15 protein-coding genes are annotated in these 19286 nt (G+C 62.7%); 7 read left to right on the forward strand and 8 right to left on the reverse strand.

Annotation, left to right across the window (positions count from 1 at the left end; all coding sequences use genetic code 11):
• The first annotated feature begins 194 nt into the window (after positions 1–194).
• Both ACMGE0_RS04255 and ACMGE0_RS04260 read left to right on the forward strand, forming a co-directional pair.
• Entirely contained in the window at positions 195–2048 is a 1854-nt protein-coding gene (locus tag ACMGE0_RS04255; protein ID WP_436814629.1) for an ABC transporter ATP-binding protein, read from the forward strand.
• Positions 2049–2062: 14 nt separating this feature from the next.
• Complete coding sequence (locus ACMGE0_RS04260) at positions 2063–3961, forward strand: ABC transporter ATP-binding protein (RefSeq protein WP_436814630.1); 1899 nt, start codon at positions 2063–2065, stop codon at positions 3959–3961.
• Between the two features lie 157 nt (positions 3962–4118).
• Here the strand turns inward: ACMGE0_RS04260 and mmsB are convergent, their stop codons facing one another.
• The 6 genes from mmsB to araD1 all read right to left on the reverse strand — a co-directional run bounded on the left by mmsB (position 4119) and on the right by araD1 (position 11855).
• Positions 4119–5309, reverse strand: coding sequence for a multiple monosaccharide ABC transporter permease (gene mmsB, locus ACMGE0_RS04265; RefSeq protein WP_436814631.1), 1191 nt, complete (start codon positions 5307–5309; stop codon positions 4119–4121).
• The gene (mmsA, locus tag ACMGE0_RS04270; protein ID WP_436814632.1) at positions 5306–6868 is read right to left on the reverse strand and encodes a multiple monosaccharide ABC transporter ATP-binding protein; all 1563 of its coding nucleotides are present in this window, start codon (positions 6866–6868) and stop codon (positions 5306–5308) included. Before mmsA ends, mmsB begins: the two co-directional genes overlap by 4 nt.
• A 62-nt stretch (positions 6869–6930) precedes the next feature.
• A complete protein-coding gene (chvE, locus tag ACMGE0_RS04275; protein ID WP_436814633.1) occupies positions 6931–7995 on the reverse strand; it encodes a multiple monosaccharide ABC transporter substrate-binding protein in 1065 nt (354 codons plus the stop codon).
• 84 nt (positions 7996–8079) lie between these two features.
• Complete coding sequence (locus tag ACMGE0_RS04280) at positions 8080–9924, reverse strand: IlvD/Edd family dehydratase (protein WP_436815051.1); 1845 nt, start codon at positions 9922–9924, stop codon at positions 8080–8082.
• Between the two features lie 2 nt (positions 9925–9926).
• The gene (locus tag ACMGE0_RS04285) at positions 9927–10853 is read right to left on the reverse strand and encodes a Gfo/Idh/MocA family protein (protein WP_436814634.1); all 927 of its coding nucleotides are present in this window, start codon (positions 10851–10853) and stop codon (positions 9927–9929) included.
• Positions 10854–10862: 9 nt separating this feature from the next.
• Complete coding sequence (gene araD1, locus ACMGE0_RS04290) at positions 10863–11855, reverse strand: AraD1 family protein (RefSeq protein WP_436815052.1); 993 nt, start codon at positions 11853–11855, stop codon at positions 10863–10865.
• Between the two features lie 330 nt (positions 11856–12185).
• Between araD1 and ytfQ the strand changes: the two genes are divergently transcribed.
• The 5 genes from ytfQ (at position 12186) to ACMGE0_RS04315 (ending at position 17534) form a co-directional block, all read left to right on the forward strand.
• Positions 12186–13145, forward strand: a complete 960-nt coding sequence (gene ytfQ, locus ACMGE0_RS04295; RefSeq protein ID WP_436814635.1) for a galactofuranose ABC transporter, galactofuranose-binding protein YtfQ — start codon at positions 12186–12188, stop codon at positions 13143–13145.
• Positions 13146–13246: 101 nt separating this feature from the next.
• Positions 13247–14773 (forward strand): galactofuranose ABC transporter, ATP-binding protein YtfR, encoded by a 1527-nt coding sequence (gene ytfR, locus ACMGE0_RS04300; RefSeq protein ID WP_436814636.1) that lies wholly within the window; start codon positions 13247–13249, stop codon positions 14771–14773.
• A complete protein-coding gene (locus ACMGE0_RS04305) occupies positions 14773–15807 on the forward strand; it encodes an ABC transporter permease (protein ID WP_436814637.1) in 1035 nt (344 codons plus the stop codon). The genes ytfR and ACMGE0_RS04305 overlap by 1 nt, the downstream gene beginning before the upstream one ends.
• A complete protein-coding gene (yjfF, locus tag ACMGE0_RS04310) occupies positions 15804–16790 on the forward strand; it encodes a galactofuranose ABC transporter, permease protein YjfF (protein ID WP_436814638.1) in 987 nt (328 codons plus the stop codon). The genes ACMGE0_RS04305 and yjfF overlap by 4 nt, the downstream gene beginning before the upstream one ends.
• On the forward strand, positions 16791–17534 hold the full coding sequence (locus ACMGE0_RS04315) for a FadR/GntR family transcriptional regulator (RefSeq protein WP_436814639.1): 744 nt from the start codon (positions 16791–16793) through the stop codon (positions 17532–17534).
• Between the two features lies 1 nt (position 17535).
• Here the strand turns inward: ACMGE0_RS04315 and ACMGE0_RS04320 are convergent, their stop codons facing one another.
• A complete protein-coding gene (locus ACMGE0_RS04320; protein ID WP_436814640.1) occupies positions 17536–18684 on the reverse strand; it encodes a M20 family metallopeptidase in 1149 nt (382 codons plus the stop codon).
• Positions 18685–18829: 145 nt separating this feature from the next.
• The gene (locus tag ACMGE0_RS04325) at positions 18830–19252 is read right to left on the reverse strand and encodes a GlcG/HbpS family heme-binding protein (protein ID WP_436814641.1); all 423 of its coding nucleotides are present in this window, start codon (positions 19250–19252) and stop codon (positions 18830–18832) included.
• Positions 19253–19286: the final 34 nt, after the last annotated feature.

A 19286-nucleotide genomic window follows, 5' to 3' on the forward strand; every position in this document is an offset into this window, starting at 1 on the left:
AACACGCCCCGATGGTGGAAATTCCATCGCCACACCGGCCTGAAAAAGAGGCAGCGATTGCTGCGTTCTTACCCAAATCTGTTGACTGATCACCTTCATTGTGCACGCTAGATGACGGACGAATCTTCATCTCATAACCGCCGTCTTCCTGGACAAACCTTGTCCGGATCAATGATTCATTTTGGAATAAAACCGTGAGCAGCGATGCGACAGTTCGCGCCACGAAGCCATCGGCTTCGCTTGCGCTGGTGAAGGCAGCAGGCTGGGGCAAAGGCCTCTCGATCCTGACCCGCATCACCGTCATGGCCTTCCGCCACCCCTGGCAATCGGGTTTTGCGATCGGCGCGACCCTCATAGCCTCCACCTTCCAGCTCATGATCCCGCAGCTTCTGGGACAGGCGGTCGATCACACGCAGGTGTTTTTGACGGGCGGCGATGCCGGTCAGGCCGCGCAGGACGCGCTTCTGACGACGGCCCTGCTTCTGCTCGGCGCGAGCGTACTTCGCGGCATTTTCACGCTCTTTCAGAACTATTACAGCGAGGCGGTCGGCCACCACATGGGCTATCGGCTGAGGCTGGCCTGTTACGAGAAGATCCAGCGCCTCTCCTTCAGTTTCCACGACAGCATGCATTCGGGCGATCTGATCACCGTCGGGCTTCTCGATCTTGAAGGCGTGCGCATGTATTTCTCGACCGCGCTGGTGCGCATGGTCCTGCTCACCATGCTGATCGGCATCGGCGCCTATCTCCTCCTCTCGACCGATCTCGTGCTCGGCCTTCTGGCGCTGAGCTTCGTGCCTTTCGTCGGCTGGCGCTCCTCCGTCACCCAGCTTCGGTTGCGCGCGACCTGGCTCGATCTGCAGGAACGGCTTTCGGTTCTGACCCGGGTCATGGAAGAAAACCTCGGCGGCATCCGGGTCGTGCGCGCCTTTGCCGCCCAGGAACACGAACTCGACAAGTTCGAAACCGCCTCGAAGAGCGCGCTGTCCCTCGCGCACCAGCGCGTCGGCATCCGCGTGGCGAACACCAGCGCCATGACCTTCTCCTTCTTCGCGGCCATGGGCCTCGTGCTCTGGGTCGGCGGCGGCAAGGTGATGGCCGGCGAGATGACGGTCGGCACGCTCACCTCCTTCCTCACCTTCATGACCATACTGCAGATGCCGGTGCGCCAGCTCGGGCTGATGGTGAACGCCTTTGCCCGCGCCTCGACCTGCGGCGCCCGCCTTTTCGAGCTGCTCGACCTCGACATCGCCATCAAGGACGAGAAGGACGCCCGGGATTTGAAGGTCACCGACGGCACGCTGCGCTTCGAACACGTGAATTTCGCCTATCCGAGCGCCGACACGCACCAGGTGCTGACGGATATCAACTTCGAAGCGAAACGCGGCGAGACGATCGGCATCGTCGGTCCGCCCGGCAGCGGCAAATCCACGCTCGCGCACCTGATCCCGCGCTTCTACGACGTCACCGGCGGCAGGATCACCATCGACGGGCAGGACATCCGTCGTGCCACGCTGCAGTCGCTGCGCCGCTCGGTCGCGGTCGTGCAGCAGGATTCCTTCCTGTTCACCACGACGATCGAGAACAATATCGCCTATGGCGACCCCTGGGCCAAGGAAGCGCGCATCGAACGCGCCAGCGAAAGCGCCCAGCTTCACAATTACGTGCTCGGCCTGCCGACCGGCTACGGCACGGTCGTCGGCGAGCGCGGCGTCTCGCTTTCCGGCGGCCAGCGCCAGCGGCTTTCGATCGCCCGCGCGCTGATGCTGAGACCCGCCGTGATGGTCTTCGACGATTCGACCGCTGCGATCGACGCCGGCACCGAGCAGCGCATCCGCAGCGCCATGCGCAGATATGCCGCCGATCGCGTGACCATCATCGTCGCCCACCGCCTGAGCTCGCTCATGCACGCGGACAGGATCCTGTTCATGGAAAACGGCCGGATCGTCGAAAGCGGGACACATGAGGAATTGCTGGCGCTCGGCGGCCGCTACAAGGCGCTTTACGATCTGCAGGTCCGCCCCGGCGACGAAGCGCTGACGGCCTGAGGGAGGAATTATAAATGGCCGAGGAACTGGAAACCGAGCGCTCCGACGTTCGCGAAGACGGCAGGCGCCCTCCCCGCGCGGTCGTCGGTTCGCACCGCATCGAAGAGGAAATCTTCGGCAAGGTCTTCGACGGCAATATCGTCAAGCGCATCTGGGCTTTCGTGCGCCCTTACCGGGTGAAGATCTACTGGGCCGTCGTGGCGGTGCTGACCTTCACCGCCATGCAGCTCCTGATTCCGCTCATCATCCGCTACGCCATCGACCACGGCATGCAGCCGGGCAGCGTCGATCACAGCGTGCTCACCTGGTCGATCATCGCCTTCCTAGTGGCAATCCTGATCAATTTCGGCGCGAGCTATGTGCAGGAAACCCTCGTCGGCAACGTCGCCGAGGACGTGCTCTTCGACATCCGCAAGGCAATGTTCGCCCATCTGCAGCGCGTCTCGCTGTCCTGGATGGACAAGACGGAAGTCGGCCGCCTGATGTCGCGCCTGCAGGGCGACGTGAACTCGATGCAGGAATTCCTCGAAACCTCGGTGCTTTCGGTCGGAGATATTGCGCTGCTCTTCGGCATCGTCTTTGTGATGCTCACGCTCGACTTCAAGCTCGGCCTGCTGACGCTCTCGGCGCTTCCCGTGCTCTTCATCGTCCGCATCTTCTGGCTGCCGCGCGCTCGAAAGTCCTTCATGGCCGCGCATGAGACGAATTCCGTGGCGAACGGCGCGCTTGCCGAGGCGATCCACGGCGTTCGCGCCGTGCAGAGCATGGATCGCGAACGCGTCAACTTCACGCTCTACGACGACAAGGCGCGCGCCAACCTGAAAACCCATCTGACGGCTGCGAAATATGCGCAGGTCATGGTGCCGATCGTGGATTCGCTGACCGGCCTCGCCATGGCGCTCGTGATCGTCGTCGGCGGCGCGCGCGTGCTGAACCAGGCGCTCGACGTCGGCGTCATGATCGCCTTCCTCTTCTATATTCAGCGCTTCTTCGATCCGATCCGTTCGCTGACCCTGCAATATTCGGTCATGCAACGCGCCATGGCTTCCGGCCAGCGGCTGACGGATGTGCTGGACGTGCCGGTCGACATCAAGGATGCGCCGGACGCCAAGGTGCTTTCACCCGACATGGATGGTTCGGTGGAGTTCAAGGACGTCGTCTTCGGCTACAATCCGAAGCATCCGGTGCTGAAACACGTCAGCTTCAAGGTGAATCCCGGCGAAACGGTCGCGCTCGTCGGCCCGACGGGCTCCGGCAAGTCGAGCTGCATGTCGCTGATCCACCGTTTCTACGAGGTTCAGGGCGGCCAGGTCCTGGTCGGCGGCCACGATGTGCGCGACCTGACGCAGGACTCGCTCGGGCGCCAGATCGCCATGGTGCTGCAGGAGCCTTTCCTTTTCACCGGCACGGTGTTCGAGAACATCCGCTACCACAAGACGGACGCGACGCGCGAACAGGTGATCGAGGCGGCCAGGGCTGTCGGCGCCCATGATTTCATCATGCGCCTGCCCGACGGCTACGAGAGCATTCTCGGCCAGCGCGGCGGCAATCTCTCGCTGGGTCAGCGGCAACTCATCAGCTTCGCCCGCGCGCTGGTGGCGGACGCGAAGATCCTCGTGCTCGACGAGGCGACCGCCAATATCGACAGCTATACGGAAATGCTGATCCAGAAGGCATTGGTGAAACTGCTCGAAGGCCGCACCGGCCTCGTCATCGCCCACCGCCTGGCGACGATCCGCGAAGCCGACCGCATCATCGTGCTGCAGAACGGCGAGCTGGTCGAAAGCGGCAATCACCGCGAGCTGATGAAGAACGGCAAGCTCTATTCGAAGCTCTACAATCTCAACTACGCCTCCTTCGACGACATCCCCGAGGACGTCCTTGAGGAAGCCGCGACGGATTCGGCAACCTGACCGCGGAAGCCTGAAAACTTGCTCCTACATCATCCTCGGCCTTGTGCCGAGGATCTACAAACGTCGGTCAAAACTAAGCGCTAGCAGACCCTCGGCACATGGCCGAGGATGACGTCGAGTAGTGGGCGAGGCTTATCAGAACCTCGCAGGGAGTAGCTCAGCGGCGCTGGTTATACACATCGACGCAGACGGCGCCGAGCAGGACGAGGCCCTTGATGACCTGCTGGTAGTCGATGCCGATACCGAGGATCGACATGCCGTTGTTCATAACGCCCATCAGGAACGCGCCGATCACCGCGCCGGTCACCTTGCCGACGCCGCCATAGGCGGACGCGCCGCCGATGAAGCAGGCGGCGATGACATCCAGCTCGAAACCGGCGCCGGCCTTCGGCGTGGCGCTGTTCAGCCGCGCGGCGACAACGAGCCCGCCGAGGGCTGCGAGCACGCCCATGTTGACGAAGGTGAAGAATACGAGCCGCGTCGTCTTGATGCCGGAAAGCTCGGCCGCCCGGGCATTGCCGCCGACGGCATAGATCTGCCGGCCGATCACGGTGCGGGTGGTCAGAAAGCTATAGGCTGCGATCAGTACAGCCATGATGATCAGCACGTTCGGCATGCCGCGATGCGACGAGATCAGGAAGGCGATGTAGCCGACGCCGGCGAGAATCAGCAGGTTCTTGGCGACGAAGAAGCCGAACGGCTCCGACTCGACGCCATGCGAAATGCGCCGTTTGCGGCTCGCGAAATTCTGCATGATGAGGATGATCGCAAGCACCAGTCCGAGCAGGAAAGAGGTGATGTAGAGGCCGCCGGCCGACGAGATGAGCTCGACGACATAACCGGACGAAAGCTTTTGGAATATCGGCGGAAAGGGTCCGATCGCCTGGCTGCCGAGAATGGCGATCATCAGGCCGCGGAAGACCAGCATGCCCGCGAGCGTCACGATGAACGAGGGTATCTTGAAATAGGCGACGAAATAGCCCTGGATCGCGCCAATCAGGGCGCCGACCGCCAAGCAGGCAACGATGACCACGGCGAAATTCATGCCCAGCTTGACCATCATCAGCCCTGCGAGACCGCCGATGAAGCCCGCGACCGAACCGACCGACAGATCGATATGGCCTGTGACGATCACCATCAGCATGCCGAGCGCCATGATGACGATATAGCTGTTCTGAAGCACGATATTGGTGACGTTGAGCGGCTTCAGGAGAACACCGCCCGTGGCGATCTGAAAGAAGACGACGATCGCGACCAGCGAGATCAGCATGCCGAAGTCACGAAGATTGTCCTTCAGAAAACCGACCGCGCTCTGCGGCGCGTTAATTGCTTCCTGGGGCGTGCTCATTCTTCTCTCCCTTTGCGCCGCATGATGGCGCGCATGATATTTTCCTGCGTGGCTCCCTCGCCGGACACTTCGCCGACGAACGCACCCTCGTGCATGACCACGATACGGTCGCAGATGCCGATCAGTTCGGGCATTTCCGACGAGATCACGATCACCGCCTTGCCGGCGTCCGCGAGCTCGTTGATGATCGTGTAGATTTCGTATTTCGCACCGACATCGATCCCGCGCGTCGGCTCGTCCAGGATCAGCACGTCAGGTCCCGTGAACAGCCATTTCGACAATACCACTTTCTGCTGGTTGCCGCCCGAGAGTTTTCCCGTTTCCTGATAGACGTTGTGGCTGCGGATGCGCATGCGGCCGCGGAACTCCTGCGCCACTTTCATTTCCGCGATGTCGTCTATCACGCCGCGCGAGGAAACGCCGCCGAGATGGGCGAGCGAGACGTTCTTGCGGATGTCTTCCGGCAGGATGAGGCCAAGCTGCTTGCGGTCCTCGGTCACATAGGCAAGGCCCGCCTTGATGGCCTTGTGGACATCGGAGAGGTCGAGCACCTTGCCGCGCAGCTTGGCAGTACCCGTGATGTGGCGGCCCCAGGACCGGCCGAACAGGCTCATGGCGAATTCGGTGCGCCCGGCGCCCATCAGCCCGGATATGCCGACGATCTCGCCGGCACGCACCTGGAGCGAGACATTCTTAACCACCTGCCGGTCGGAATGCATCGGATGATAGGCGGACCAGTTCTCGACTTCGAAAATGACGTCGCCGATCTTCGGGTCGCGCTTCGGGTAGCGGCTTTCGAGGTCGCGGTCGACCATGCGCCGCACGATCTCGTCCTCGTCCACGGGACCGGCATGACAATCGAGCGTGCCGACCGTGCGGCCGTCGCGCAGCACGGTGATACGGTCGGCGACTTCGGAAATCTCGTTGAGCTTGTGGGAGATCAGGATCGAGGTGATGCCCTGCGACCGGAACTCCTTAAGCAGTTCCAGCAAAGCCGCACTGTCCGTCTCGTTAAGCGAGGCGGTCGGCTCGTCGAGGATCAGGAGGCGCACATCCTTCGACAGCGCCTTGGCGATCTCGACGAGCTGCTGCTTGCCCACACCGATATTGGTAATCAGCGTGTCCGGCTGTTCGCTGAGCCCCACCTTGGCGAGCAGTGCCTGGGTGCGCCTATGCCGTTCGCCGCGATCGATGATGCCGTGACGCGCCGGCGGATTGGTGAGGAAGATGTTTTCCGCGATCGACATCAGCGGGATCAGCGCCAGTTCCTGATGGATGATGATGATGCCGAGCGCTTCGGAATTGTTGATGTTGTGGAAGTGCCGTTCCTCTCCGTCGAAGAGGATCGAGCCTTCGTAGGAACCGTACGGATAGACGCCCGACAGCACCTTCATCAAGGTCGATTTGCCGGCGCCGTTCTCGCCGACCAGCGCATGGATCTCGCCTTCCCTGACGGTGAAGCTGACATCCGAAAGCGCCTTCACGGCACCAAAGCTCTTCGAAATGCCGCGCATCTCGAGAATGGGCGGTTTCTCGGGAAGAGAGACGGGATCAAGCATGACGACTCCGCAATAGCAAAGGCCGCGCGGCAGGCGAACCTGTCGCGCGGCTTCGAAACAGCTTACTGGATCTGCGATTCCTGATAGTAACCGCTATCGACCAGGACCTGCTTCCAGTTCGACTTGTCGACGATGACCGGCTTCAGGAGATAGGACGGCACGACCTTCTTGCCGTTCTCATAGGTCTTGGTGTCGTTGACGGTCGGCTCCTTGCCGCTCATCACGGCATCGACCATGTCGACGGTCACCTTGGCGAGATCGCGCGTGTCCTTGAAAATCGTCGAATACTGCTCGCCGGCGAGGATCGACTTGACGGACGGCACTTCCGCGTCCTGGCCGGTGACAACCGGCATCGGCATGTCGCCGCTGCCGTAGCCGACGCCCTTCAGCGACGAGAGAATGCCGATCGAGATGCCGTCATAGGGCGAAAGCACGCCGTTCAGCTTCTTGTCGGAATAGGTGGAGGAAAGGATCGCGTCCATGCGGGCCTGAGCGGTAGCACCGTCCCAGCGCAGCGTCGCAACCTTGTCCATGCCGGTCTGACCGCTGCCGACGATCAGCGTGCCCTTGTCGATTAGCGGCTGCAGCACGCTCATCGCGCCGTTGTAGAAGAAGAAGGCGTTGTTGTCGTCCGGCGAACCGCCGAAAAGCTCGATATGGAACGGCCCCGCCTCCGTGTCCGCCTTGAGCCCCTTCACGAGCGAAGTCGCCTGCTGGACACCGACCTGGAAGTTATCAAAGGTCGCGTAATAATCGACATTCGGGGTGTCACGGATCAGGCGGTCATAGGCGATGACCTTGATCTTCTGGTCGGCGGCCTGCTGCAGCACGTCCGACAGCGTGGTACCGTCGATCGAGGCGATGACGAGCACCTTGGCGCCCTTGGTGATCATGTTCTCGATCTGCGAAAGCTGGTTCGGAATGTCGTCCTCGGCATATTGCAGGTCCGTCTTATACCCGCGCTCCTGAAGGACCTTCACCATGTTGTCGCCGTCGGCGATCCAGCGGGCCGAGGACTTGGTCGGCATGGCAACGCCGACGAGACCCTTCTCCTGGGCGCCGGCCGGTGCCGCAAAGGCCAGCCCTGCCAGCATTGCGGCGGTGGTCAGATATTTGAAGATTCGCATGACTACTCCTCCTTTGGGGCGGTCTCCCTTCGAGCCGCCGAGTTTACCTCCGAGGGCAGCCCTCCCGCCCTCGGCATGATGACGTCAGTGATTGTCGCGCGGCAGCCCGGCTGTCTGGGCGATCCGCTGGTATTTGACGGCCGGCTCCAGCACCGCACCGGTTTCCATCTGGCCGACGATGCCGCGCTGGATTTCCTGCCAGGGCGTCTGGTGCTTAGGATAATGGTATCCGCCGTTCGCCTCGAAGGCCTTGCGGCGCGCCGCCAGTTCCTCGTCCGAGATCAGAATGTTCGCTTCGCCGCGGCCGAGGTCGATGCGGACCCGGTCGCCGGTCTTCAGCAGCGCAAGACCGCCGCCTGCCGCCGCTTCCGGAGAGGCGTTGAGGATCGACGGGCTGCCCGACGTGCCCGACTGGCGACCGTCGCCGATACAGGCGAGCGAGGTGATACCTTTCTTCAGCAGGTAATCCGGCGCGCGCATGTTCACGACCTCCGCCGCGCCCGGATAGCCGATCGGGCCGGCGCCGCGCATGAAGAGGATCGTGTGTTCATCGATTTCGAGCGACGGGTCATCGATGCTGTGATGATAATCCTCCGGCCCGTCGAACACGACCGCCCTGCCCTCGAAAGCTTCCGGGTCATTGGGGTTCGACAGATAACGCTCGCGAAATTCGGGCGAGATGACACTCGTCTTCATGATCGCGGATGAGAAGAGATTGCCGCGCAGCACCCGGAATCCGGCATGCTCCTTCAACGGCTCCTCATAGCGGCGGATGACCTTCTCATCTTCAATGATCGCGCCGCGGCAGTTCTCGCCGATCGTCTTGCCGTTCACCGTCATGGCATCCTCATGGATGAGGCCCTGCCGCATGAGCTGGTTGACGACTGCGGGCACGCCGCCCGCATGGTAATAATCCTCGCCGAGATATTCGCCGGCCGGCTGCAGGTTGACGAGCAGCGGCACCTCCTCGCCATAGGTCTGCCAATCGTCGACGGTGAGTTCAACGCCGATATGACGCGCCAGCGCGTTCAGATGGATTGGCGCATTGGTGGAGCCGCCGATCGCCGAGTTGACGCGGATCGCGTTGATGAACGCTTCCCTGGTCAGGATGTCGGAAGGCTTCAGATCCTCCTTGACCATCTCGACGATACGAAGGCCCGTGAGATAGGCCACTTCCTGACGGTCGCGGTAAGGCGCAGGAATGGCCGCGGAACCCGGAAGCTGCATGCCGAGCGCTTCGGCAAGCGAGTTCATCGTCGTTGCCGTGCCCATCGTGTTGCAATAACCGGTCGACGGGGCCGAGGACGCGACGAGCTTCACGAAGCCGGCATAGTCGATTTCGCCCTTGGCCAGCAGTTCGCGCGCCTTCCACACGATCGTGCCGGACCCGGTGCGTTCGCCCCGGAACCAGCCGTTCAGCATCGGCCCGACCGAGAGCGCGATCGACGGGATGTTGACCGTCGCCGCGGCCATGAGACAGGCCGGCGTGGTCTTGTCGCAGCCGATCGTCAGCACCACGCCGTCGAGCGGGTAGCCGTAGAGCACTTCGACGAGGCCGAGATAGGCAAGATTGCGGTCAAGGCCGGCGGTGGGACGCTTGCCGGTTTCCTGGATCGGATGGACCGGGAATTCGATCGCGATGCCGCCCGCTTCGCGAATGCCCTCGCGCAGCCGCTTGGCAAGTTCCAGATGGTGGCGATTGCAGGGGGAAAGATCGGAGCCGGTCTGGGCGATGCCGATGATCGGCCGATCTGATTGCAGCTCCGCCTGGCTGAGGCCGAAATTCATGTAGCGCTCGAGATAGAGCGCCGTCATGTCGACATTCGCCGGATTGTCGAACCAGGCGCGGGAGCGGAGCTTTCTCATCTCCTGGCGGCGATGGTCCGTTTCGGCGATCTCATTGGATGGAGCGTTTTCGGAATTGCTCATCATCAGTCCTCAAAAGCATCTGTTTGAATGCGCCGGCCCAGCATGAAGGCGTCGGCGACATGAACCAGCGGGGAAAAATCGGCGTCGCTGCGCCCCTCCGCGACCAGCGTCACGAAATCGCGGTAGAGATTGCGGTATTCCCGGTCCTCTTCGACGATCCTTTGCCCACCATCGACGAAGAGCCGGCTGCCGCCATGGGTCAGCACGATCGGACCTTCGTCCGTTTCGACGCGGATGTCCCAGGTCTGCGGGCCGGTCTGGCGCCAGTCGAACTCCGCGGAAACCGGCACGCCGCCATCCGTCTCGAAGGCGAGGCTGGCGGCGATCGGCGCGGCCCGGTTGGCCGGAAAGGTCAGGTCGGAACGTGTGAGATGAAACTTCTCCGGCAGGATGCGGGTGACGATCGACAGTGCGTTGATGCCTGGATCGAAGACTCCCAGACCGCCCGGCTCCCAAATCCACGCCTGACCCGGATGCCAGTGGCGCACGTCTTCCTTCCACTCGACCGCAACGCTGCGGATTTTCCGTTTCGCAAGCAGCGCCCGCGCCGGCTCCACGGCGGCCGCGGCCCGCGAGTGCCAGGTCGCAAAAAGCGTGAGGCCCTTTGCCTTGGCGAGCGCTTCAAGCGCGTAGACTTCAGACAGCGTCGCACCGGGCGGCTTTTCGAGCATCACATGCTTGCCGGCGTCGAGCGCGGCCTTGGCCTGTTCGAACCGGCCCTGCGGAGGCGTACAGAGCGAAACGGCGCCGATCTCCACATCGGAGGCCAGCAGGTCAGTAATTTCATGGAAACAGCGGACGCCATCGAGCTTCGCGTGACGGCTTGCGACGGCCACCAGATCGATGCCGCCGGTCGCTTCAATCGCGCCGAGATGCTGATCTCTGGCGATCTTTCCAAGCCCGACGATGGCAAGGCGGATAGGAGCCATGATCTCGCCTCAGAGCTTCTTGATCGTCACGGGCTTGTCCGCCGCGACGGTCAGCCGGTTGACGAGCGGCAGCTTGAAGGGTGCTGCGGAAATCTCGAAGACATCGCCCGCTTCCGTCTTCACGCCGTCCGAGAAGGAAAGCGTCGCCGTGCCGAAGAAATGCACGTGCAAATCGCCCGGCTGGCGGAACAGCTCATACTTGAAATTATGATGCTCCAGGTTGGCGATCGTGTGCGACATGTTCGCCTCGCCCGACAGGAAGGGCTTTTCGAAGACCACCCCGTCGCCGCGCCGCACCCGGGAAGTGCCTTCCACATGGTCCGGCAGGTCGCCGACCAGGAGTTCCGGCCCCAGCGATGCTTGTCGGAGCTTCGAATGGGCAAGCCAGAGATAATTGCCTTTCTCCGTCACATGGTCGGAGAATTCATTGGCAAGACAGAAACCCAGCCGGAAAGGCGTACCGTCAGGACCGATGAGATAGATCGCCGCCAGTTCCGGCTCCTCGCCGCCATCGAGCGCAAAGGCCGGCGAGACGAGGTCTTCGCCGGTCGCGCGAAGCTGCGAGCCATTGCCTTTATAGAACCATTCCGGCTGAACGCCGGCCTCGCCCGGCTTCGGCTTGCCGCCTTCGACGCCCATCAGGAACATGCGCATAGAATCGGTCGGCTTTTCGGCGGCCTGGGCCGCTTTATGCATCTTGTCGCGGCCGTCGGCCGAACCAAGATGGGTGAGCCCCGTGCCGGCGACGACGAAATGCGCCGCATCCGGATGGGTGATCGGCAAAAGGAGACGTCCTTCGTCCGCGGCCTTCTGGAGATCGATCGGATCGCCAAAGCCTGCCGCTTCGATCCGCTGAGCCAAGCTCTGGCCAGCCGCAATCGCTTGTTTGGCAAGGTCATAGGTGGAAGAAACGCCGTTCACCGCACGTGCCGGGTTTTCCCCATCCCACGCAACGACCTGCACCCGGCCGGCCTCATCCTTGACCTGAAGAATTCGCAACATCGACGTCGTCATCCAAATGCTTCCGTAATCCATATGGCGCACTGTGCCGCCACACAGCTCCTCCCGTCGGAACCACCTGAGCTCGACGCGGTATTAATACGACTATTGGATTGCGATCATGCTTGTCAAGAACGAGAAAACAGCCTCTTCAAGAGGATCCATATCGTTCTGGACCGGCATCAACTAGCTGTATTGATTGCATTATTTTCATGGAAGACTCTACAACTGCATGTATTTTTGGGCTCCCCCGAAATTATCGCTTGAAAAAGTATTATTATATGCCAATCCTGCCGATGTCAGTTCGCTTTCTCATCTCTGGGAGGATTTAAGATGAAAAGAGCATTTGCGGCGGCAACCGTCGCTCTCGGCATATCCCTGGCTTCCGGCGTTTCCGCTCAATCGCTTACGGTCGGTTTTTCGCAGATCGGTTCCGAATCCGGCTGGCGCGCCGCAGAAACGACCGTCACCAAGCAGGAGGCGGAAAAGCGCGGCGTGAACCTGAAATTCGCCGATGCGCAGCAGAAGCAGGAAAACCAGATCAAGGCGATCCGCGGCTTCATCGCGCAGGGGGTCGATGCGATCCTCGTGGCTCCGGTCGTCGCCACCGGCTGGGATGCGGTCCTGAAGGAAGCCAAGGAAGAGAATATCCCGGTCATCCTGCTCGATCGCGAAATCGAATCGCCGAAGGACCTCTACCTGACGGCCGTTACCTCCGACCAGGTCTTCGAAGGCAAGGTCGCCGGCGACTGGCTCGTCAAGGAGATCGGGTCGAAGGACTGCAAGGTAATGGAGCTTCAGGGCACGACCGGCTCCTCGCCCGCCATCAACCGCAAGAAGGGTTTCGAGCAGGCGATCGCCTCGCATCCCAACATCAAGATCGCCCGCTCGCAGACCGGCGACTTCACCCGCACCAAGGGCAAGGAAGTCATGGAAAGCTTCATCAAGGCGGAAGGCGGCGGCAAGGACATCTGTGCCGTCTACGCTCATAACGACGACATGGCCGTCGGCGCCATCCAGGCGATCAAGGAAGCCGGCCTGAAGCCCGGCACCGACATCAAGATCGTCTCGATCGACGCCGTGCCGGACATCTTCCAGGCCATGGCCAAGGGCGAAGCCAATGCGACGGTGGAACTGACCCCGAACATGGCCGGCCCCGCCTTCGACGCGCTCGAGGCCTATCTCAAGGACAAGAAGGAACCGCCGAAGTGGATCCAGACGGAATCCAAGCTCTACACGGCTGCCGATGACCCGATGAAGGTCTACGAAGCCAAGAAGGGTCTCGGCTACTGACCTCCCGCCGCCCGGCCGCTCCTCAATTCGGCCGGGCAAACTCAGCAACCGGAGCGGAGCCCCCTTGCCGCTCCGGTTCTTCGATAGACGCGGGATTGAACATGACGGATTCCTCCTCACTTCTGGAAGCCCGGGGCATCGGCAAGGCCTTCCTTGGTATCACCGCCCTGGACAACGTCGACTTCACGCTGGAACGCGGCGAAATCCATGCGCTGCTCGGCGAGAACGGCGCCGGCAAATCGACGCTGATCAAGATATTGACCGGCGTCTACAGTCGCGACCATGGGACGATGCGCCTCGACGGCATCGAGGTGACGCCGGCCAACGTGGCGGAAGCCCAGGCGCTCGGCATCGGCACGGTCTACCAGGAAGTCAATCTGCTCGAAAACCTGACGGTGGCGGAAAACCTCTTCCTCGGGCGCCAGCCGCGTCGTTTCGGCCTGATCGACCGCCGCGAGATGCGGCGCCGCTCGAAGGCCCTGCTTGCCCGCTACGGCCTCGACATCGACGTCGACGCCCTGCTCTCATCCTATTCCGTCGCGATCCGCCAGATCGTCGCGATCGCCCGTGCGGTCGATCTCTCCGGCAAGGTCCTGGTCCTCGACGAGCCGACCGCCAGCCTCGATACGCATGAAGTGGAGACGCTGTTCTCCGTATTGCGGCGGCTGCGTGAAGACGGTCTCGGCATCGTCATCATCACCCATTTCCTCAATCAGGTTTATGCCGTCGCTGATCGCGTCACGGTGCTCAGAAACGGCAGGCTCGTCGGCACGCGAAAACTCTCCGAACTCCCCCGTCTGGAACTGATCTCGATGATGCTCGGCCGCGAGTTGCAGCACATCACTCGGGAGCACCAGGCCCAGGAGGAAACGGTGGCGGATAGCGCCGAAGCGCCGATCCGCTTTGCGGGCTACGGCAAGCGCGGCAGCGTCGCCCCTTTCGATCTCGATATCCGCCCCGGCGAGGTGGTCGGCATTGCCGGCCTGCTCGGCTCCGGCCGCACCGAAACCGCCTTCCTTCTCTTCGGCATCGACCGCGCCGACAGCGGCTCTGCCAGCGTCGACAATCAGGAGATTGCCCTTTCTTCACCGGAAGCGGCTGTCGCCAACGGTTTCGGCTTCTGTCCGGAAGAACGCAAGGCGGACGGTATCATCGGCGACTTTTCGGTCGCGGATAATATCGCGCTCGCGCTGCAGGCGCGCCAGGGCTGGGCAAGCCCGATCTCCTCGCGCGAAAAACGGGCTCTGGCGGAAAACTTCATCAAGTCGCTCGATATCCGTCCCGCCGATGCGGAGCGGCCGATCAAGTTCCTCTCCGGCGGCAATCAGCAAAAGGCGATCCTCGCCCGCTGGCTGGCGACCGAACCGCGGCTCCTGATCCTCGACGAACCCACCCGCGGCATCGACATCGGCGCGCATGCGGAAATCCTGAAGATGATCGAGCGCCTCTGCGCCGAGGGCATGTCGCTGGTCGTCATCTCCTCCGAGTTGGAGGAACTCACGGCCGTCGCTCATCGAGTGATCGTGCTTTCGGACCGCCGCCATGTCGCGGAACTGTCAGGCGATCAGGTGACGGCCGACAATATCATGCAGGCGATCGCCGCATCCGCCCGCACGGAGGCCGCGTGATGGCCCGCGTCGCCCGCCGCCTCAAGCGCCTCGCGCCCCAGCTCATCGCACTCGCCGTCATCCTGGCCCTGATCACCGCGGTCGCGCCGGGCTTCCTGACGGTCTCCGTCCAGAACGGCCGCCTTTACGGCAGCCTGATCGACATTCTGGTGCGCGCCGCACCTGTCGCCTTGCTGACCATCGGCATGACGCTGGTCATCGCCACGCGCGGCATCGACCTTTCGATCGGCGCTGTGATCGCCATTTGCGGCGCGGTTGCCGCAACGCTGATCAGCAAGGATTACCCGTTATCGGCCGTCATCCTGATCTCGCTCGGCGTCGGCCTCCTCTGCGGGCTCTGGAACGGTGTGCTGGTGGCGATTCTCGACATTCAGCCGATCATCGCCACGCTGATCCTGATGGTGGCCGGCCGCGGCATCGCGCAGCTCATCACAGAGGGGGTCATCCTCACCTTCAACAACGATACGTTCGCGGCTCTGGGCTCCGGCTCGTTCGCGGGCATTCCGATCCCGATCTATCTCTGGGCCGGCGCCGGCCTGGCCGTCGGGTTGCTGGTGCGCCGCTCGGCGCTCGGCTTCCTCATCGAGGCGACCGGGATAAACCGCCGCGCCGCGACGCTCGCCGGCGTTCGCGCCCGTTTCCTTCTCTTCTTCGTCTACGCGGTCTCCGGCATCTGCGCCGCCATCGCCGGCCTGATCGTCACCGCCGACATCCGCGGCGCCGACGCCAACAATGCGGGCCTCTGGCTGGAGCTCGACGCCATCCTCGCCGTGGTGATCGGCGGCACGTCGCTGAACGGCGGACGCTTCTCGATCGCAGCCTCGCTGATCGGCGCGCTGATCATCCAGTCGATCAATACCGGCATCCTGGTTTCCGGCTTCCCGCCGGAATTCAATCTCATCATCAAGGCGGGCATTATCATCATCGTGTTGACGCTCCAGTCGCCGGCGATTTTCTCGCTGTTCCATTTCCTCAAACCGGCCAGCCGGCGGCCGGAAACCGTGACCAAAAAGGCGGAAGGAACGGCGCGATGATCCACAGCCGCAACCTGCCCTTCGTAACGACGCTGGCCATCCTGATCATCGCCTATGCGCTCTGCGTACTGCAGTTCCCGAACATGCTGTCGACCCGGGTGATCGGCAATCTGCTCACCGACAACGCCTTTCTCGGCATCGCCGCAGTCGGCATGACCTTCGTGATCCTCTCGGGCGGCATAGACCTGTCGATCGGGTCCGTGATTGCCTTCACCAGCGTCTTCGTGGCGGTCATGGTCGGCACGCTCGGTGTGCATCCTCTCGTCGCGTTTGCCGCCGTTCTGGTCGTCTCGACGCTGTTCGGCTGCCTGATGGGAGCGATGATCCGCTATCTCGGCATCCCGCCCTTCGTGGTGACGCTCGCCGGCATGTTCCTCGCCCGCGGCGCCGCCTACCTGATCTCCACCGAATCGGTGCCGATCTCCCACCCGATGATCGATGCGATCCAGAGCTTCTATTTCCGCTTCCCCGGCGGCGGCAGGCTGACGGCGCTCGCCATGCTGATGCTCCTGGTCTTCATCGTCGGCGCCTTCATCGCCGGTCGCACCCGCTTCGGCGCCAATGTCTATGCGATCGGCGGCAATCAGCAATCCGCCGAATTGATGGGCGTGCCGGTCGGCTCCACGACCGTCGGCATCTATGCGCTGTCCGGCTTCCTCTCCGGCCTCGCCGGCATCGCCTATACGCTCTACACCTCGTCCGGCTATTCGCTTGCGACCGTCGGCGTCGAGCTCGACGCGATCGCCGCCGTCGTCATCGGCGGCACGTTGCTTACCGGCGGCGTCGGCCTCGTGGCCGGCACGTTCGTCGGCATCCTGATCCAGGGGCTGATCCAGACCTACATCGTCTTCGACGGCACGTTGTCGTCCTGGTGGACAAAAATCGTCATCGGCATCCTGCTCTTCGTCTTCATCGTATTGCAGCGCGGCATCATCTGGTATTCAAACAGGAAATTGGCCGAGGGCCGGCTCAAGGAGGTTTGATTGGGTCTTCTGGAGACGACGATCAGTGGACGAAAGCGCCGCAGCAACCACGCGCATGTGGTCGCGGAGCTCGGCCGCGGGATCGTATCCGGCAAGATACCCGAAGGCTCGCTGCTGCCGGGCGATACGGAGCTTTCCGCCCGTTTCGGCGTCTCCCGCACCGTCCTGCGCGAATCCATGAAGACGCTTGCCGCCAAGCGGCTGGTGGAGCCCAAAGCCAAAGTCGGCACCCGCGTGCTGGACAGGGCGAGCTGGAACTTCTTCGATTCCGACGTGCTTGGCTGGCGTTTCGAATCCGGCCTCGATTTCGAATTCATCGAGCATCTCGCCGAGATGCGCATGGCGCTGGAGCCGGCGGCAGCGGCGGCGGCGGCAATACGGGCCACGAGCGACGACATCGTCGCGCTTTATGCGATCGCCGCAAGGTTCGACGATCTCTCGCACACGCCGGAAACCATCGCAAAGGTGGACCTGGAATTTCACCTCGCCATCGCCCGCATGTCCGGCAATCCCTTCATGCGTTCGGCAAGCGCGCTGATCGAGGCGGCGCTGGCGATCTCCTTCCAGCTCTCCTCGCCGGCGGCCTCGCCGGAAAAGATCGAGGAAGTCGCCTCCAATCATCTCAGGATCGCGCACGCGATCGCCTCGCGCGATCCGCAGAAGGCGATCGCCGCGATGCGCCATGTCATCGAGGTAGGGAAGAGCCGCATCCGCAATTCACTGGACGTGAAGCTGCCGGTCTGAGCTATCTTGCTTCCAGCGAGATCATCAGATTGGCGAGAAGCGCCGTGCGCGGCGCGACGCTGCTCAAGAAGATATGCTCGTTGAACGTATGCGGCCCGGCGCCGTCCGCTCCCAGGCCGTCGAGCGTCGGCACGCCGAGCGCGGCCGTGAAATTGCCGTCCGATCCGCCGCCGGTCGCCACGCCTTCGAGCGCAATGCCGAGGCCGCCCGCGATTTCTGCGGCGACATCGAACAAACGTCTGCCCTCTTCCGATTGCGCGAAGGGCGGACGGTTCATTTTGCCCGCGATCTCGAAAGTGATGTCCGGATCGACCGGCCTCATCGCTTCGATCTTGCCGGTGACCTCGGCGGCGATCTTGTCGTTCGGCACACGCACATCGACCTGCAGCCTGCATTCGGCCGGCACGGTATTGCGGCCGGTTCCGCCCTGGATCGTGCCGACGGTGACGGTGACACCGCGCTCGGTATCGTTGAGCGCCTCCAGTTCCAGAACCAGCCGGGCGGCGGCGCGGATGGCACTGCGCCCGTCCTGCGGTCTAGCGCCCGCATGCGCCGCACGTCCCCGTACGGCGACGTCATACATGGCCACACCCTTGCGGGCGGTGACGACCTTGCCGCCGTCGCGGGCGGGCTCCACCACCAGCGTGTAGCCCGCATTCTTCGCCGCCTCCTCCATGAAGGCGCGCGAAGAAAGGCTGCCCATCTCCTCGTCCGGCACGAAGATCAGGTCGATCGGCATCCGGGTGCCGTGCCTGACGGCGAGTTTCATCGCTTCGAGCGCCATCAGCGCACCGGACTTCATGTCGTAGATGCCGGGGCCGTAGAGCTTGTCGCCTTCCTGCCGCAGCGGGAGCTGGTCGTTTATGACGCCGACCGCGTGCACCGTATCGAGATGGGCAAGGATCAGCACGGTCTTCTCATTACTGCCGGAAGGACGTGGCGATCGCAGCGCCAGGATATCGCCGAAGCCGAGCGTGCCCGGCACGCGTTCCGTCTCAAGACCCGCCTCCTTGCCCAAAACCTCGACACGGTCGGCAAGCCGGTTAACGGCGGCGGCATTCAGCGTCGGGGTCTCGATCCCGACCCAGCGCTTCAGCTCTTCGATGAGAGCCTTGTCGTTGATGTCGTTGGCGGAAATGGCAGGCGTCATGGGAGTAACCTTGGGAACGGTTCAGGCGGGCGAAGAGGATACCGCAGAGGCGCGGCCCGGCCACTATAATGAGCCGGACAAGGATCGCCATACCCATTGTGCGGGATTCCCTGCCTTTGACGAGGCGTTCCGACCGCCGAAGGAATCAGAGAGATTTCAGGAAGAAATCGATGCCGGCCTGGGCGCATTCGGCGTCCTGCGCCGGCGTGCCGGAACTGAGGCCGATGCCGCCTACGACGTCGCCGTCGACGATCACCGGCAAGCCGCCGGCGACCACCAGAAGACGGCCGCCGATCGCCGAATTGATGCCGTAGGCCGGGCTGCCCGGCTGGCTGGCGACGCCATAGCTTTCCGTAGTTCGCTTGGCGCCGGCGGCCGTATAGGCCTTGTCCTGAGCGATGATCGAGCTGGTGATCTTGCCGCCGTCCATGCGTTCGAAGGCGATGAGCTGGCCGGATTCGTCGGTCACCGCGATGCACATCGGCACGCCGATCTCCTCCGCCTTGGCGCGGGCGCCCGCTATCAGCACGCGCGCGTCCTCAAGGCTCAAACGCTTGATCGTCAGCATGGATTCTCCTTCCGATTCACAACACCACCGGCAT

The organism is Neorhizobium descurainiae (genome assembly GCF_051400715.1).
Taxonomy (GTDB): domain Bacteria; phylum Pseudomonadota; class Alphaproteobacteria; order Rhizobiales; family Rhizobiaceae; genus Neorhizobium.